The sequence below is a fragment of the Bacillus sp. J41TS8 genome, assembly GCF_018333035.1.
In the GTDB taxonomy this organism is placed as follows: Bacteria; Bacillota; Bacilli; order Bacillales; family Bacillaceae; genus Bacillus; species Bacillus paralicheniformis.
Genome location: NZ_BORF01000001.1, coordinates 351,519 through 369,543 on the forward strand (window position 1 = coordinate 351,519; position 18,025 = coordinate 369,543).

An 18,025-nucleotide genomic window follows, 5' to 3' on the forward strand; every position below is an offset into this window, starting at 1 on the left:
GATTATAACATATATTCACTATTTTCTCTTCCCAAAATGTGAACAGATTTTAAAAAATTGATGTGATATAGTAGAAAATGTGTTTCTATTTCTTTCACTACATCAAGAAGGTGATACTTTGAAAAAGAAATCTGTTTTGCTTCCATTGCTGTTGATAGCCGTGGCTGTCTACGCCTTTCTGCGGTCGGGCCGGATCAGCCTGTTTGACGGACAGGAAGAATGGTCTGTACTTGCAGGGCTCATCGGGCTGGCTCTTTTTTATCAGGGGCAGAAGGAAGCCGATTCCGCCCATTCCTTTGCAGGGCTCTTCATGACAGCGATCGGCGTTTATTTCACATTTAAAGAGGACTATTTCAGCCGCGCGGATGATTTTGCGGTCATCGTGCTGATCCTCGGTGCGGCGCTTCTTGTCAAATCGTTTAAGACGAAAGAATATCAATATGAGAGTCTGCTGATGATCGCAGTCGCCCTCTATCTTTATTTTTTCCGGCAGATTGCCGCCTGGCTGAAGACGGCGAATATCGAGACGGCATATGTAGAAGCTTATTGGCCGGCCGCTTTTATCGCGGTTAGTCTGCTTTTATTATTCTTAAAAAGAAAATAGTTTATTCAAGAAAAAGCACTTGCATCAATCCCGCAAGTGCTTTTTCTTTTATCTCGCGATCATTTGCTCGATCGCCGACCACGCTTCTTGTTTACCCTTTTTCGTCTCGGAGGAAAACAAGATGAGTTTGTCTTCTTTTTCTATATTGAGCGTCTCTTTGACGACTTTGGCATGCTTTTCCCATTTACCTTTAGGGATTTTATCCGCTTTTGTCGCAATCACGATCACAGGAATTTCATAATGCTTTAAAAAGTCGTACATGATGACATCATCCTGTGAAGGAGCATGCCTGAGGTCGACGATTTGGACGACCGCTTTCAGTTCTTCGCGGGATGTCAAATACGTCTCTATCATACGGCCCCAAGCCTCGCGCTCCGTTTTGGAGACTTTCGCAAATCCGTAACCGGGCACATCGACAAAGTGAAGGACATCGTTAATGATATAAAAGTTTAATGTCTGTGTTTTGCCCGGCTTTGATGATGTCCTCGCTAAGTTTTTACGGTTGATCATTGTATTGATAAATGACGATTTTCCGACATTAGATCTCCCGGCAAGGGCGATTTCCGGCAGCCCCCCTTCAGGGTACTGCTCGGGTTTCACCGCACTGATGACAATCTCTGATTTCGTTACTTTCATTTCTCTTCTCCTACTAGCGCATGCTTTAGAACTTCGTCCAGGTGAGCGACAGGAATGAAGGTTAAGCCTTCCCGCACGCTGTTTGGAATGTCCTCAATGTCTTTTTCATTATCTTTCGGCATAATGACAGTCTTTAAGCCGGCACGGTGTGCGCCGAGCGCCTTTTCCTTCAAGCCGCCGATCGGAAGGACGCGGCCTCTTAACGTGATTTCGCCGGTCATGCCGACATTTCGTGAAACAGGTCGGCCCGTCAGCGCCGAAACAAGAGCTGTCGCCATTGTGATCCCCGCGGATGGCCCGTCCTTCGGAACGGCCCCTTCCGGCACGTGAATGTGAATATCGTGTTTTTCATGAAAATCAGGGCTGATGTTTAACTCTTCCGCTTTTGAACGGACATAGCTGAATGCGGCTTGTGCCGACTCTCTCATGACATCGCCGAGCTTTCCGGTTAAAATGAGCTTGCCTTTCCCGGGGGAAAGAGACACTTCGATGGACAGCGTATCTCCGCCGACCGTCGTGTAAGCGAGACCTGTGACAACGCCGATCTGATCGTCGAGCTCAGCCTGTCCGTACCTGAACATTCTTTTTCCTAAATAGTCTTCAAGGTTTTTGTCCGTGACCGTAATTCTTTTTCTTTCCCCTGATACGATCAGCTTCGCCGCTTTTCTGCATATCGCTGCGATTTGGCGTTCAAGACTTCTGACGCCGGCTTCCCTCGTATAATAGCGAATAACATCAAGGACAGCCTGCTCCCGTATTTGCAGATTGGATTTTTTCAGACCGTGTTCTTTCAGCTGTTTTGGAAGCAGATGGTCTTTGACGATTTCGACCTTTTCCACTTCCGTATAGCCCGCGATCGTGATGATCTCCATACGGTCTCTGAGCGGACCCGGGATTGTGGCCAGGTTGTTCGCGGTCGCAATAAACAAAACCTTTGATAAATCAAACGTCTCTTCAATATAATGGTCGCTGAACGTATGGTTTTGTTCAGGATCGAGCACTTCCAGCATCGCTGAAGCAGGATCTCCCCTGAAATCCGAAGCCATTTTATCAATCTCGTCCAAAAGGAACACGGGATTGTTCTTGCCTGCTTTTTTCATCCCCTGAATAATGCGGCCCGGCATGGCGCCTACATATGTGCGGCGGTGGCCACGGATTTCGGATTCATCCCTCACGCCGCCAAGGGAAATGCGGACAAATTTGCGTCCGAGCGATTTGGCGATCGATTTGGCCAGCGAGGTTTTTCCGACACCCGGAGGTCCGGCCAAGCATAAGATCGGTCCTTTTAACGAGCGGGTCAGCTTTTGGACTGCCAAATATTCGAGAACCCGTTCCTTCACTTTTTCAAGTCCGTGATGTTCTTCATCAAGAATTTGACTGGCGAGATTTAAATCAAGCCTGTCTTCTGTTGCATCATTCCATGGGAGGGAAATAAGCCATTCAATATAATTGCGGATGACAGAACTTTCAGCTGAGCTTGACGGAATTTTTTCGTACCGGTTTAGCTCTTTAAACGCGGTTTCTTTCACATTGTCAGGCATGCCGGCCTGTTCGATTTTCTCAGTCAGCTTTTGGACCTCGCCCGTTTTTCCTTCTTTATCGCCAAGCTCTTTTTGGATGGCTTTCATCTGCTCGCGCAGGTAATACTCCTTTTGCGTTCTTTCCATTGAACGCTTGACGCGCTGCCCGATCTTCTTTTCAATCTCAAGGACTTCTTTTTCGTTGTGAATCAGGTCGATCACTTTGTTTAATCTGGCTTTGACATCGATCGTTTCCAGCACTTCCTGCTTGTCTTTCAACTTAAGCGGCAGGTGGGAGGCGACGATATCGGCCATTCTTCCCGGCTCTTCAATATCTGTCACAGCGGCAAATGTTTCAGCCGATATTTTTTTCGAAATCTTTATGTATTGATCGAAGTGGTCAAGCAATGTGCGCATAAGTGCTTCATCTTCAACATCTTTTTCAGTCTCTTCATCGATTCGTTCGATTTTTACAGACGTATATTCATCTAAATCATGGTACTCAAGAATGCGGGCGCGCTGCAGCCCCTCCACCAAAACGCGGATCGTTCCGTTCGGCAGCTTGAGCATCTGCTTGATTTTTGTATAGGTTCCGAATGTAAAAATCTCGTCTTCATCCGGTTCGTCTATGGATATGTCCTTTTGTGTTGCCAAAAAAATCATATGGTCATTCATCATCGCCTGTTCAAGCGCCTGAACCGACTTTTCACGCCCGACGTCAAGGTGCAAAACCATCGTCGGATAGACGAGTAAACCTCTTAAAGGGAGGAGCGGGATGTTTCGTTTCGTTTCATCTGCCATTTTGACTGACACCTCCGTAACTTTAGTATGAACCATTATAATATACTTTTTTTATCCCTGTACAATTGTAAGCCCGGCGAAATAAAAAGGGTCTCCTGTAGTATACCCTTTCTTTCAGTTCTGAAAAAGGAAAAGATGTCCTCCGCTAAGAAAACATGCCGGCGCCTGTCGGAGAAAACCGGCCCGAAAAAAATCCCCATCTGAAATGATGGGGATTTATACGGATTCTCTTTTCATCTGAGCGCCGTCAGGCATTTCTGAAGGAGGGTTGACCAATGCAAGGTCCAGCACTTCCTGCAAGGTTTTGACGGGAATGATATGTACGCCTTCTATCCGCTTTAAAATCGACTGGACATTTTCGTGCGGAATAATAACAGTTTTTGCCCCCGCATGCTTGGCCGCTTTGATTTTCGGAATCACGCCGCCGATCGGCTTTACCCGGCCGTTCAGGCTGATTTCCCCCGTCATGGCGACAGTATGGTCTATCGGAACCTTATGAATGGCGGAGAAAATGCCCGCCGCCATGGCAATTCCTGCAGATGGTCCGTCAACCGGGATACCGCCGGGGAAATTCACGTGAATATCATAATCCGAAGCTTTTACTCCCATTGTCCGCAATACAGTCATGACATTTTCGACCGACCCTTTCGCCATGCTTTTCCGTCGGATCGATTTTGACTGGTTGCCGATATTCTCTTCTTCTGCGATGCCTGTGATATTAATCGATCCCTTATCAGCAGCCTTGTTGACTGTGACTTCAATTTCGAGCAGCGAACCGCTGTTAGGGCCGTGGACGGCAAGTCCGTTGACGATGCCGACCTGCGGTTTGGAGGCGATTTTTTGTTCGTATTTCGGTGTCAGCTGGCTCGAATGGATCACCCATTCGATATCTTCAACCGTCACCTCGTCACGCTCTTCAGTCAAAGCCATTCCGGCGGCGATTTGCATCATATTGACGACTTCGCGGCCGTTTCTCGCATACCGCGTCAACAGGTCAAGTCCTTCCTCTGCGACTTTCTTCTCAATCTTATCAGCCGCTTTTTTGGCGACCGTTTTTAATTCTTGCTTTTCAAGGTCGCGGAAGAACACTTCCAGACATCTCGACCGAATCGCTGGCGGGATTTCGTCAGGCATCCTCGTCGTCGCGCCGATCAGTCTGAAATCCGCCGGCAGCCCGTTTTGAAAAATGTCGTGGATGTGTTTAGGGATTTGCGTGTTTTCTTCACTGTAATAGGCGCTTTCCAAAAACACTTTCCGATCTTCAAGCACCTTCAGCATTTTATTCATTTGAATCGGATGAAGCTCTCCGATTTCGTCGATGAATAATACCCCGCCGTGCGCATGCGTAACGGCTCCCTGCTTTGGCTGAGGAATTCCGGCCTGCCCCATCGCTCCGGCACCCTGATAAATCGGATCGTGGACCGATCCGATCAACGGGTCGGCGATTCCCCGCTCGTCGAAGCGGGCCGTTGTCGCGTCAAGCTCGACAAAGACGGAATGTTCCTGGAACGGTGAGCGCTTGTTCTTTTTCGCTTCTTCGAGGACAAGCCTTGCAGCTGCGGTTTTCCCCACACCTGGAGGGCCGTAAATAATGACATGCTGCGGATTTGGTCCGCAAAGGGCGGCTTTCAGCGCTTTAATGCCGTCCTCTTGGCCGACGATGTCTTTAAAAGCTGTCGGCCTTACCTTTTCTGATAACGGTTCTGATAAATGGATTGATCTCATTTTCCGGAGCTGTTCCATCTCTTTTTTGGACTCTCTGTCTATCGTAACCTTTTGGGTTCTTTGATTCTTGAGCAGATTCCAAAAATATAATCCGATGATGATCCCGAAAAATAGTTGTACAAAAAGTGCAATGCTCGTCCAGCTCAACTGATGGTCCCTCCTGAAATGGTTTCGTATCTTTAAGTATGTCAGATAGTATTTCCTGATCACGGAGGGAATAAACGTACAGAAAGGGATAATTTTGCTTTTCGAATCGTCACTTTTTTCTGTATGGCGACGGTTTCCAAATGCAAAAAAAGAACCTCCTTTGGCTAGGAGGTTCTCTGCATTATGCTGAAGTTTTTTTGTCTTTATTGACGACCGTGCCGTCTTTCATAATGAGACGCGGCGGTTCGCCGTCAGTGACGGTTTTGCCTGTAATCACGCATTTTTCAATATCCTCGCGTGACGGCAGATCGAACATCACGTCGAGCATGATTCCTTCGATAATGGAACGAAGTCCGCGTGCTCCTGTTTTACGTTCAATTGCTTTTTTAGCGATTTCTGTGAGCGCTTCGTCTTCAAATACAAGCTCCACATCATCCAGCTCAAGCATTTTTCTATATTGTTTAACAAGTGCGTTTTTCGGTTTTGTTAAAATTTCAACCAGCGCTTTTTCATCGAGTGGTTCAAGGCTTGCGATGATCGGGAGACGGCCGATGAATTCAGGGATCAGACCGAAGCGAAGCAAGTCTTCCGGAAGCACTTTGGAAAGAAGCGCTTCTTTTTCAAGATCTTCATGCTTGTTGTCAGAGCCGAAGCCAATGACCTTTTGACCGAGACGGCGCTTGATGATTTGCTCGATTCCATCAAAAGCTCCGCCGCAAATGAACAGGATGTTCGTTGTGTCAATCTGGATGAACTCTTGATGAGGATGCTTTCTTCCGCCTTGTGGAGGAACGCTTGCAACCGTACCTTCAAGAATTTTAAGCAGAGCCTGCTGAACGCCTTCACCTGATACATCGCGTGTAATTGAAGGGTTCTCGGACTTTCTGGCTACTTTATCGATTTCATCGATGTAGATAATGCCTTTTTCCGCTTTTTCAACATCGTAGTCAGCAGCCTGAATCAGCTTAAGCAAAATGTTCTCCACATCTTCACCGACATAGCCTGCTTCAGTAAGCGAAGTGGCATCTGCAATGGCAAACGGCACATTCAGGATGCGGGCTAGTGTTTGAGCAAGAAGCGTTTTTCCGCTTCCAGTCGGTCCGATCATGGAAATATTACTTTTTGACAGCTCGACATCATCGACTTTGCTGTTCGAATTGATCCGCTTGTAATGATTGTAGACGGCCACGGCAAGGGATTTTTTTGCCTGGTCCTGGCCGATGACGTATTCATCAAGAATCTCGCGGATTTCCTTTGGTTTTGGGACATCTTTGAACTCCACTTCTTCTTCAGAGCCGAGTTCCTCTTCTACAATTTCAGTGCAAAGTTCGATGCACTCGTCACATATATATACGCCTGGTCCGGCGACAAGCTTGCGTACCTGATCTTGTGTTTTTCCGCAAAACGAGCATTTTAATTGTCCTTTTTCCTCGTTGAATTTAAACATTCTTTCACCCCTTATATCCTTGTCATTCCTGTTTCTTCGTTAAAAGAAACATCGCTTGAAAACATTCGTTCCATTATGTATTGCATTTTACCACACTTTCCAAAAAGGCGATAACGTTGTGTTTGCCGTTCGGCATATTCAATATGTATGTTGATCAAAACGACATTATCTATCCTTTCCCAAAGAAAAGATGATAAGTCAAAATTGTATAAAACAAGGCACGAAACATTCGCGCCCTGTTTTATATAAAGTATGATTATGAAACATATTAACGGTTTTCTACAAGAAAATCAATTGCTTTGCGAACTTTTAAGTCCTCTTTCATTCCTTCTGTAGAACCGATTGCTTGTTTGATGTTTTCAACAGGCATGTTGTACGCTTCAGCCATTTTAGAAAGCTCTTCTTCGACTTCTTCGTCAGTGACTTGAAGGTTTTCAGCTTTGGCGATCGCTTCCAGTGTCAGGTTGGATTTCACGCGTTTTTCAGCATCCTCTTTCATTTGCTCTTTCAGCGCGTTTTCATCCTGTCCTGAGAATTGGAAGTAAAGCTCAAGGTTCATGCCTTGCATTTGCAGACGCTGTTCGAATTCTTTCATCATGCGGTCAAGCTCTGTGTCGATCATCGCTTGAGGAATGTCAGCTTCAGCGTTTTCAGCTGCTTTTACGACAAGCTCTTCGCGAAGTTTAGCGTCCGCTTCGTTTTCTTTTGCTTCCTCGAGACGTTTTTTCGTTTTTTCAGTCAGCTCGGCAAGCGTTTCAACTTCCTCATCGACATCTTTCGCAAACTCGTCATTAAGCTCAGGAAGCTCCTTCGCTTTGATTTCGTGGATTTTCACTTTGAATATGGCAGGTTTGCCCGCAAGCTCTTCCGCATGGTATTCCTCAGGGAATGTTACTTCTACGTCTTTTTCAGCACCGGCTTCAAGTCCGACAAGCTGATCTTCAAAACCTGGAATGAAAGAGCCTGAACCGACTTCAAGGGAATAGTTTTCCGCTTTTCCGCCTTCGAACGCTTCGCCGTCTACGAATCCTTCGAAGTCAAGAACAACAGTGTCCCCTTCTTCCACTTTGCCGTCTTCTTTTACAACGAGTTCAGCCTGGCGCTCTTGAAGAGACTTCAGTTCATTTTGAACGTCTTCATCCGTTACGGCAGTATCGTCTTTTTCAATGCCAAGGCCTTTGTATTCGCCAAGTTTCACTTCAGGCTTAACCGTTACCTTCGCAGTGAAGATCAGGTTTTCGCCTTTTTCGATTTTTTCCACATCGATTTCCGGGCGATCAACAGGCTCAATGCCCGCTTCCTCTACCGCTTTCGGATACTCGACAGGAAGCAGGATGTCCAGCGCATCCTGATAAAGCGCCTCAACACCAAAACGCTGTTCAAACAAACCGCGCGGTACTTTCCCTTTGCGGAATCCAGGAATGGATACTTGCTTTACGACTTTTTTAAATGCATCATCAAGGGCTTTATTAAAGGTATCGGCATCTACCTCAACCGTTAAAACGCCTTCGTTTCCTTCTTGCTTTTCCCATTTTACTGACATGTGTTTCCCTCCAAAATCTATTCAGGTTGTGTCGGTTTTCCATTTTAAAACAAACAAACGGCTACGTCCATCGCAAGCTGCCGACTGTGTGCAGCTCATGTGTTTCTGACAGCCATCATTATGTATACAAAGATAAATAATGAACTTTAAGCGGCAAACGGATCAACTTCCGTTTTTCACAAATGCAACCACTATATTATAACACAATGCCCGCTGCTTTCAACATTTACAAATAAGAAATTTCTTCTATGTCTTTGATGAGCGCGCAGGCCTCGTCAAGCTGTCTGTCATTGAATTCATAGAGAATATGAAGCTCCTCTTTATCGATGTCGATCCCGTGCATTTCGTATCCGACTTTATGCAGCGCAGCAGCCCAGAGCTCGCGGTTTGAGTATTTCGGCTGAAACGGATAGAGGACGTAAATATGCCTTCTCCACAGCTCTTCGACCGCTTGGTACAGCGTGGGATTTTCATTCCCCAGCGTGTCATCCAGCACGCTCAGAACATGCTTTAATATCGGCATATCATCCGGCTTGACTGTCTCTGTCGGATTAATTGTCATCGAATCGCCAAATTTTGCGACAAGTGTCGGCTTTTCATGGTCTGACTCGGCCAAAAGCTGGAGAATCATCGTTTTTACGACAGGATGCGCGCTCGGATTTTGCAAAATTGTTTTCAACAAGCCGATATAGCTTGTCAGATTGCGGTCCTTCAGTCCGTGAAGAAGTTTAACCTGCTCTTCCGTGTCATTCAAAAGCCTTTCCTGATCAACCTCCTCCGTCTCGGGAAGGTCTTCGGTGATATCCTCAGGTCCGGGGTCTTCCGTCATCTTGCGGCTGAAATCAAGCAGTTTATAAAACTGTTCCGCGCTTTCAGGAGGCAGCTTATTTTCTTCGAGTACAGCTTCAATCGTTTCTTTTACTTTTTCGTATTGTCTGAGCTGGATTAAAATCGTCATATAGACTTGTAAAACGGTAAAATAATGGCCGTGGCCTTCTTTCAGCATTTTTTCACAGATGCCTTTCGCTTCTTCAAGCTCGCCGATTTCCAGCAGGCAGATGGCCATTCCCAGATAAATATCCGATTCCTCGTCATCATAGCGCTTCGCTTCAGAAAACAGCCTGAGCGCTTCATGATAATTCTTTTCTTTAAGCGCGGCCATCCCTTTGTGCACTAAACGCTCCTTAACGTTCGGGAACGGGATGATCTTCGAGTTTTTCTTGTCATGCTTCATTTCTAAGTTCCTTTCAGGCACTTATTTTTTAACAAGTGTAACAACCCGGCCCGCTAAACACAAGAAAGAACCGGCGGCAGTATGCTGCCTTCAGCAAAAAAAGCCTCCGATCTACATCGGACAGCTTTTTTATGCTTGCAACCAAGAACTTCTCTGTTTCTCAAATTGTTCGATTTCTTCTTCAAGGAGCAATGTTAAAGAAATTTCATCGTAACCGTTCAGCAGCATCTCTTTCCAATGCGGATCGACCTCAAAGGCAATCTGCTGCCCGGCGTGGTCTGTTATCGTCTGTTTTTCAAGATCGACAGTCATCGGCAAAGACTGATGTTCATACTGTTCAGCAAGCTCTTTCCACGTCTCATAAGGAAGGCGGATCGGCAGCATGCCGTTTTTGAAACAGTTTTGGTGAAAGATATCGGCAAAAGACGGCGCGATAATGATTTTAAATCCGTAGTCGTCTAGCGCCCATGGGGCGTGTTCCCTTGAAGAGCCGCAGCCGAAGTTTTCGCCGGCGATTAAAATCGAAGCGCCTTTGTATTCCGGCCGGTTCAGCTCAAAATCAGGGTTTGGATCGCCGTTATCCAAATACCTCCAGTCAAAGAAAGCAAAGCGGCCGTATCCCGTTCTTTCAATCCTCTTTAAAAATTGCTTCGGAATGATCTGGTCCGTGTCTACGTTGATTCTGTTTAGCACCGCTGCTATTCCGGTATGGGTCTTTAATGGCTCCATCTTGTCACTCCTCTATACAGCTGTTGTCTCTTGGTAATATTTTCTGACATCGACAAAGCGTCCGTGAATCGCGGCCATCGCGGCCATCGCCGGGCTGACGAGATGCGTCCTGGCCCCTTTGCCCTGTCTGCCTTCAAAATTGCGGTTGGAAGTGGAAGCACAGCGCTCTCCTTCAGGGACAACATCGTTGTTCATGCTCAAACACATGCTGCATCCCGATTCTCTCCATTCAAAACCCGCTTCGATGAAAATCTGGTGAAGCCCTTCATTTTCAGCTTGAATTTTGACGCTTTGCGAGCCGGGAACGACGATCGCTCTGACGCCGTCGGCGACTTTTTGGCCTTTTATCATTTCAGCAGCCTGGCGAAGATCTGTCATGCGCGAGTTGGTGCATGAACCGATAAAGACGTGCTCGATTGTAATGTCCTCGATTTTTTTATATGGTTCAAGACCCATATATTCATATGCGCGCTGCGCTTCTTTTTTATCGTCTTCCTGAGAGAAGGCCTCAGGGCCCGGAATCGCTTCATCAACCGGCAGCACCATGCCAGGGTTGATGCCCCACGTCACCATCGGTGAAATCGCGCTTCCGTCCATCACGATCGTCCGGTCGTAGACCGCCCCCGGATCGGTTCTCAGATTCTTCCACTCTTCTACAGCTTTCTCAAACTCTTCGCCTTTTGGCGCATATTTTTTCGTTTTGACATATTCAAATGTTGTTTCATCCGGTGCAATCAATCCTGCTCTTGCCCCAGCTTCGATTGACATGTTGCACACCGTCATTCGTTCGTCCATCGACATGTTTCGGAATACTTCGCCGGTATATTCAATGACATAACCCGCACCGAATTTAACCCCGTATTTTCCGATGACCGCCAGAATGACGTCTTTAGCCGTCACTCCTTTTTGCAGTTTGCCGTCAACGCGGATTTCCAGCGTCTTCGGTTTTTGCTGCCAAAGCGTCTGCGTTGACAAGACGTGCTCCACCTCGCTCGTTCCGATTCCGAAAGCGAGCGCACCAAACGCTCCGTGTGTAGATGTATGACTGTCTCCGCAAACGATCGTTTTGCCCGGCAGCGTCAGCCCCAGTTCAGGTCCGATGACATGGACGATCCCCTGGTCGACGCTTGACAAGTCTGCGAGGCGGATGCCGAATTCTTCGCAATTCCGTTCGAGCGCACTGACCTGCCGTTTGGCGACATCATCTTTAATCTCAAACCGATTGACAGTCGGAATGTTGTGGTCCATTGTGGCAAACGTATTTTGAGGCCGTCTGACTTTTCTATTCTTTTGCCTTAGGCCTTCAAAGGCCTGGGGTGACGTTACCTCGTGTATCAGATGCAGATCGATATAGAGAAGGTCAGGCTTCCCTTCACCTTTTTTAATCACGTGTTGATCCCAAATTTTTTCGATGATCGTTCGAGGCATCATCTTTCTTCCTCCCTCTACCAATATCCATTTTCCTTAAACGTAAGCGGTCATGATGTTTGAAATGGCATTGTCGTCTGCCAGCGCAGCTTTTACTTCCCCTGTAATCGATTGAGTCGTGGAATGTTCCGATCCTTTTGCCAGGTCCTTCGTCCGCTTACCTGCCCGGAGAACTTGATCAACTGCGTGTTCAACAGCTTTCGCTTCAGCTTCAAGACCGAATGACGTCCTGAGCATCATAGCCGCGGACAAGATCGCCGCAAGCGGATTGGCAATGTTCTGTCCCGCGATATCAGGGGCCGAGCCGTGGACAGGTTCATATAGATGAAGTCCGGAGCTTGATAAGCTTGCCGACGGCAGCATGCCGAGCGACCCGGTCAGCATCGATGCTTCATCGCTTAAAATATCGCCGAACATGTTTTCAGTCACGATAATGTCAAACTGTCCAGGCGCATAAATGAGCTGCATCGCTGCATTGTCGACGAGCATGTGCTCAAGCTTGACGTCAGGAAACTCTTTCGCTACTTCTTCCGCCGTCTTGCGCCATAGTTTGCTTGACTCAAGGACGTTCGCTTTATCAACAGAGGTCACTTTGCCTTTTCGTCTCTGCGCCATTTGGAAGGCCTCCCTGATGACCCTTTCCATTTCCGACTTTTTATAAAACAGCGTGTCAACGGCTTCTTCCTCGCCGTTCTGATTGACGTACTGCTCGCTAGGCTTTCCGAAATACAGGCCGCCCGTCAGCTCGCGAACGATGACAAAGTCAACACCTTCGATATATTCAGCTTTTAACGGAGAAGCCCCCGCAAGGCTTTCAAATACTTTAACAGGCCGCAGATTGGCAAAAAGATCGAGCTGCTTGCGGATGGCGAGCAGCCCTTTTTCAGGCCTCAGCTCAGAAGGATTTTGATCCCATTTCGGCCCGCCTACTGCTCCGAGCAAAATGGCGTCCGCAGCTTTGCAAGCGGCGACAGTTTCCTCGGGAAGCGGCGCTCCCGCCTCATCAATTGCCGCTCCGCCGATCAGGCCGTATTCAAATTCGAATTCATGCTGATAATGTTCAGCAACGCTTTTCAGCACATCAACAGCCGCGTCCAATACTTCGGGACCAATTCCGTCACCGGGCAAAAGTGCGATTCGTTTTTTCAAATTCAACAAACTCCTTCCTTATTACTGTTATGATCCTACAGCCGCCTGTTTTGACAATCCTTCCGTATTCGTCTTCAATACGAGATAGCGGTTCACTGCGTTCAAGTAAGCTTTGGCAGATGCTTCGAGAACATCCTGGGCGACTCCGCGTCCTCCGGATTCTTTTCCGTCGATCATCACCCTGACGTATACTTGCGCGAATGCATCCTGTCCCTTGCGATTGGATTGAATCCGGTAATCAAGGAGCTGGACTTCTTTATCCATACAGCGCTTCAGCGTGTTGTACACCGCTTCAACACTTCCCGCTCCGGTCGCCGCTTCCTGGATGATCTGATCCGTTTCCTGATCTTTAAGGGAAACCGTTGCTGTCGGAACCTGCGAGGTGCCGTAATGAACCTGCAGTGAAATAAATTCATAGCCGATTTTGCGGTCTGCCGTTTTCTCCTCGAGAATCAGCGAGATGAGATCTTCATCCGTAAATTCCTTTTTCTTGTCGGTAAGTTCTTTAAAGATGTTAAAAAATTTATTGATTTCTTCTTCTCCAAACTGGAATCCGAGGTTTTGCAGCTTATCTTTAAATGCGTGGCGCCCTGAATGCTTTCCGAGGACAAGCGCATCCGTTTTTACGCCGACAAGCTCCGGAGAAATAATTTCATATGTTGTTTTTTCTTTTAAGAAGCCGTCCTGGTGAATGCCTGATTCGTGGGCAAAGGCATTATCGCCGACGACCGCTTTGTTCCGCGGCACGGCCATGCCGGTCAGTTTGCTCACTAAATCACTTGTCCGCTTAATCTCATTCAGCTGAATCGTTGATTCCGCCTGGTAGAAATCTTTTCGGAGATAGAGGGCGACGGCGATTTCTTCAAGAGAGGCGTTCCCCGCTCTTTCGCCTATGCCGTTGATGACCGATTCGACTTGATCCGCTCCGTTTTCAATCGCAGCCAAAGAGTTGGCGACAGCCATGCCTAAATCATCGTGGCAATGGGCTGAAAGCGTGACTTTGTCAGCATTGCGGGCATTTTCTTTAATATAGCGGAAGATATTTCCGTATTCGGCGGGCGCTAAATAACCGACCGTATCCGGAAGATTGACGACGTCCGCTCCCGCGGCGATCACTTCGCTGACGATCTCGGCTAAAAACGGAAGGTCGGTCCGGCACGCATCTTCGGCAGACCACTGGACGATCGGGAAGCGTTCTTTGGCGTATTTCACCATTGCGACCGCCTGTTCCAGAACCTGTTCGCGCGTTTTTTTCAGCTTATATTTTAAATGGATGTCAGAAGTGGCGATAAAAATGTGAAGCCTTGGTTCAGCCCCGTCTTTGAGCGCTTCCCACGCCGAATCGATATCTCCTTTGACAGAGCGGGCAAGCCCCGTTACCGAACAGTTTTTAATCGTCCTTGCGATTTCTTTTACTGCGTTGAAATCCCCGGGGGATGAAGCGGGGAAACCCGCTTCCATAATGTTGACCCCGAGTTTTTCAAGCTGCTGGGCGATCGCCAGCTTCTCCTGCGTGTTTAAATTAACGCCCGGCGACTGCTCACCGTCACGGAGTGTCGTATCAAAAAAGTTAATTTTTCGCACCGGCTACCACCGCTTCCTTCTTCTTGCCCTGCTTGACAAACGGCATCATTTCGCGAAGCTTTCTGCCGACCACTTCGATTTCGTGTTCGTTTTCGCTTGTATTGATGGCGTTGAAACGCGGACGGTTGACTTGGTTTTCGACGATCCATTCTTTCGCGAATGTACCGTTTTGGATGTCTTTCAATACTTCTTTCATTGATGCTTTTACCTTCTCATCGACGACGCGCGGGCCTGATACGAAATCTCCCCACTGCGCTGTGTCTGAAATCGAATATCTCATGCCTGCCAAACCTTCTTCATACATCAAGTCGACGATGAGCTTCAGCTCGTGCAGACACTCGAAGTATGCGAGTTCAGGCTGATAGCCCGCTTCTGTCAGCGTTTCGAATCCTGCTTTGACAAGGGAAGTCAATCCTCCGCACAGCACCGCCTGTTCACCGAAAAGATCGGTTTCAGTTTCTTCTTTAAATGTTGTTTCAAGAACACCGGCTCTTGCTCCGCCGATCGCTTTAGCATAAGCAAGGGCTTTGTCTTTCGCTTCCCCTGTGACATCCTGATAGATCGCAAACAGCGCCGGAACCCCTGCACCTTGTTCAAACGTTCTTCTGACAAGATGTCCCGGTCCTTTAGGAGCGACAAGGAATACGTCAACATCTGCCGGAGGCACGATCTGATGGAAATGAACGTTGAATCCGTGGGCGAATACGAGTGAATTGCCCGCTTGAAGTCCGTCTTTAATTTCCGCTTCATACACTTTTTGCTGCTGTTCATCCGGAAGAAGCACCATAACGATGTCGGCCTGTTCTGCCGCTTCTCTTACCGTGAAAACTTGATGGCCGTCTTCCTCTGCTTTTGCAAAGGATTTCCCTTTTCTGACGCCGACAATGACGTCCACTCCGCTTTCTTTCAGGTTCAGTGCGTGCGCATGGCCTTGAGAGCCGTATCCGATTACCGCTACTTTTTTGCCTGCCAATACGTTTTCTTTGATATCACCGTTATAATATACTTTTACCATTTCAATCTCTCCCTTTTTATGTTTTATACAATAGATATTGTTTTAATAGAGGACGGCTTTTGCTGGGTTCCCCTCGCAAAGGCCGTGGTGCCTGTTCTGGCAACCTCTTTAATCCCGTATGGTTTCAACAGTTCGATCAGGGCTTCGATCTTGCTTGATTCCCCCGTCACTTGAATCACGACGCTGTCTTTTGCGACATCGACGACAGTCGCCCGAAACGGTTCAATGACGCCGTTTATTTCCGCCCTGCTCGACGGAGGGGAAACCACCCTGATTAATGCCAGCTCTCTTTGGACGATCGATTGATTTGTAATATCCGTGACTTTCAGTACATCAATCTGTTTGTTTAATTGTTTTGTCAGCTGTTCCGTTTCTTTTTCATCTGCCACATGCACGACAAACGTGATCCTGGAAATCCCCGCTGTTTCGGTGTGGCCGACGGTAATGCTTTCAATGTTGTAATGCCGTTTTGTAAACAACCCTGTAATTCTGTTTAAGACGCCGCTTTGATTCAAAACCGTCAGCGTGATGATTCTTTTCAAGGTTTCACCCCCACCATTTCGTGCAGCCCTTTTCCAGGCGCAACCATTGGAAATACTTTTTCAGCTTGTGCAACCTGAACATCGATGACCACCGGTTCATTCGACGTTAGCGCCGCTTCCAGCTTTTCTTCCGCTTCTTTTTCAGATGTGATTCGGACACCTTTGATGCCGTATGCTTCAGACAGCTTGATAAAATCAGGCTGTGATGCGAACTTGGAGTGTGAATAGCGCTCATCGTAAAAGATCTCCTGCCATTGCCGGACCATTCCGAGGCAGCGGTTGTTTAAGACCACGACTTTGATCGGAAGGTTCAGATCGCGAATGACGGACAGCTCCTGCAGTGTCATCTGGAATCCTCCGTCGCCGAGTATCGATACAACCGTCGCATCCTTATCCGCAAGCTGTGCCCCGATTGCCGCCGGAAACCCGAAGCCCATCGTGCCGAGCCCGCCGGAAGTGACCCACCTGTCGGCTTTTTGGAACTGATAAAATTGCGCGGCCCACATTTGATGCTGTCCGACGTCCGTCGTTAAAATAGCTTCGCCTTTTGTATAGCGGTGGATATATTCGATCAGCTTCTGCGGTTTGAATCCCTCTGCTTCATTCTCTTCATACCAGAGCGGATATTCGTTTTTCCAGTCAGCAAGCTGCTTTTTCCATTCATCGGAAGCGCTCGGTTTGCCGTTTTGCTTGATCAGCTCTGTCAGTACAAGCTTGCTGTCGCCGACAACCGGAATGTGCGTATGAACGATTTTGCCGATTTCAGCCGGATCGATGTCAATGTGAGCGACTTTCGCATATTTTGCAAAATGCTTCAAGTTTCCTGTGACCCGATCATCGAATCTCGCACCGATGCTGATTAACAGATCGCTTTCATACAGAGCCATGTTGGCCGCATACGTTCCGTGCATTCCGGCCATCCCGAGGAAAAGCGGATGGTCGGCTGGAAATCCTCCCAAGCCTAACAGCGTATGCGCCACCGGAATTTGCTGCTGTTCGACATAATTTTTTAATTCTTCTGACGCTTTCCCGTGCAAGACGCCCGCGCCCGCTAAAATTACCGGCTTTTTCGCTGCACTGACCGCTTCCACAAGCTTTCTGATCTGCAGATAATTCGGTTCCTTCGTCGGCTGATAGCCAGGAAGGTGAATCTCATGGTCGTAGCGGAATTCTCCTTCTACAACGGCGATGTCTTTAGGAATATCGATTAAAACGGGGCCCGGTCTTCCTGTTGTTGCGATATGAAATGCTTCTTTAATAATTCTCGGCAGATCTTCTGCATGGCGAACCTGGTAGCTGTGCTTTGTAATCGGCATCGTAATTCCGATGACATCAGCTTCTTGAAATGCGTCAGATCCGATAACCGAGGTCGCAACCTGACCGGTGAATACGACGAGAGGCAATGAATCGATCATCGCGTCGGCCAGACCCGTTACAAGGTTGGTCGCTCCCGGACCGGATGTGGCGATGACGACACCCGGTTTCCCCGAAATCCTCGCATATCCTTCAGCTGCGTGGATAGCGCCTTGTTCATGGCGCGTCAGTACATGAAACATCCCCGATCCGTAGAGTTTGTCATAAATCGACAGGACCGCACCGCCGGGATACCCGTAGATCACTTCGACATTTTCCTTTTTTAAAGCCTCAATCAGCATTGACGCCCCTGCCATTGTTTGTGTACATTGGGCATTTTCAGCATCCAACTGTACATTCGTCCCCATTTTTCTTCCTCCTTATCAAGTGATCATCATCACTGTTCATTCTCGTGGTTTTTTAAAAAAATAATTCATGTATATATGCCGCAAAGCATGTTTCCAATCTGCTTTTGCAGCTAAAAAAAGCCTTCCCGCCCACTGTTGACGCTGCACACCTTGCAGGCCAAAGGGGCGAAAAGGCTTTTCTTTCCGCGGTACCACCCTTG

14 protein-coding genes and 1 other annotated feature (1 of these 15 running past the window's edge) are annotated in these 18,025 nt (G+C 47.7%); of the genes, 1 reads left to right on the plus strand and 13 read right to left on the minus strand.

The features are described from left to right. Positions 1-118: 118 nt before the first annotated feature. Positions 119-604, plus strand: coding sequence for a hypothetical protein (locus KI350_RS01920; protein ID WP_020452466.1), 486 nt, complete (start codon positions 119-121; stop codon positions 602-604). 48 nt (positions 605-652) lie between these two features. On the opposite strand, the gene yihA is transcribed toward KI350_RS01920, so the two are convergent. The 13 genes from yihA to ilvB form a co-directional block, all read right to left on the minus strand. Then, positions 653-1,240, minus strand: coding sequence for a ribosome biogenesis GTP-binding protein YihA/YsxC (gene yihA / locus KI350_RS01925; RefSeq protein WP_023855432.1), 588 nt, complete (start codon positions 1,238-1,240; stop codon positions 653-655). Beyond that, positions 1,237-3,561, minus strand: coding sequence for an endopeptidase La (lon, locus tag KI350_RS01930; RefSeq protein WP_023855433.1), 2,325 nt, complete (start codon positions 3,559-3,561; stop codon positions 1,237-1,239). Before lon ends, yihA begins: the two co-directional genes overlap by 4 nt. 216 nt (positions 3,562-3,777) lie before the next feature. Next, entirely contained in the window at positions 3,778-5,433 is a 1,656-nt protein-coding gene (gene lonB / locus KI350_RS01935; protein WP_020452469.1) for an ATP-dependent protease LonB, read from the minus strand. A 181-nt stretch (positions 5,434-5,614) separates the two neighbouring features. After that, on the minus strand, positions 5,615-6,880 hold the full coding sequence (gene clpX, locus KI350_RS01940; RefSeq protein ID WP_003184083.1) for an ATP-dependent protease ATP-binding subunit ClpX: 1,266 nt from the start codon (positions 6,878-6,880) through the stop codon (positions 5,615-5,617). A gap of 268 nt (positions 6,881-7,148) precedes the next feature. Beyond that, positions 7,149-8,423 carry a trigger factor gene (gene tig / locus KI350_RS01945; protein ID WP_039072898.1) on the minus strand — a complete coding sequence of 425 codons (1,275 nt, stop codon included), beginning with the start codon at positions 8,421-8,423 and terminating at the stop codon, positions 7,149-7,151. Positions 8,424-8,649: 226 nt separating this feature from the next. After that, complete coding sequence (gene ddcA / locus KI350_RS01950) at positions 8,650-9,657, minus strand: DNA damage checkpoint antagonist DdcA (RefSeq protein ID WP_023855434.1); 1,008 nt, start codon at positions 9,655-9,657, stop codon at positions 8,650-8,652. A gap of 129 nt (positions 9,658-9,786) precedes the next feature. After that, complete coding sequence (gene leuD, locus KI350_RS01955) at positions 9,787-10,386, minus strand: 3-isopropylmalate dehydratase small subunit (protein WP_020452472.1); 600 nt, start codon at positions 10,384-10,386, stop codon at positions 9,787-9,789. A 12-nt stretch (positions 10,387-10,398) separates the two neighbouring features. Beyond that, positions 10,399-11,817 carry a 3-isopropylmalate dehydratase large subunit gene (gene leuC, locus KI350_RS01960; protein WP_020452473.1) on the minus strand — a complete coding sequence of 473 codons (1,419 nt, stop codon included), beginning with the start codon at positions 11,815-11,817 and terminating at the stop codon, positions 10,399-10,401. 33 nt (positions 11,818-11,850) lie between these two features. Next, the gene (gene leuB / locus KI350_RS01965) at positions 11,851-12,963 is read right to left on the minus strand and encodes a 3-isopropylmalate dehydrogenase (RefSeq protein ID WP_023855435.1); all 1,113 of its coding nucleotides are present in this window, start codon (positions 12,961-12,963) and stop codon (positions 11,851-11,853) included. A gap of 27 nt (positions 12,964-12,990) precedes the next feature. Next, the gene (locus KI350_RS01970) at positions 12,991-14,547 is read right to left on the minus strand and encodes a 2-isopropylmalate synthase (protein WP_059231557.1); all 1,557 of its coding nucleotides are present in this window, start codon (positions 14,545-14,547) and stop codon (positions 12,991-12,993) included. Further along, positions 14,534-15,562, minus strand: coding sequence for a ketol-acid reductoisomerase (gene ilvC / locus KI350_RS01975; protein WP_020452476.1), 1,029 nt, complete (start codon positions 15,560-15,562; stop codon positions 14,534-14,536). The genes KI350_RS01970 and ilvC overlap by 14 nt, the downstream gene beginning before the upstream one ends. A gap of 23 nt (positions 15,563-15,585) precedes the next feature. Then, positions 15,586-16,104, minus strand: coding sequence for an acetolactate synthase small subunit (gene ilvN / locus KI350_RS01980; protein WP_020452477.1), 519 nt, complete (start codon positions 16,102-16,104; stop codon positions 15,586-15,588). Beyond that, a complete protein-coding gene (gene ilvB / locus KI350_RS01985) occupies positions 16,101-17,825 on the minus strand; it encodes an acetolactate synthase large subunit (RefSeq protein WP_059231555.1) in 1,725 nt (574 codons plus the stop codon). The genes ilvN and ilvB overlap by 4 nt, the downstream gene beginning before the upstream one ends. 158 nt (positions 17,826-17,983) lie before the next feature. After that, positions 17,984-18,025 (minus strand) — a binding site (T-box leader); it runs 220 nt beyond the window's last position.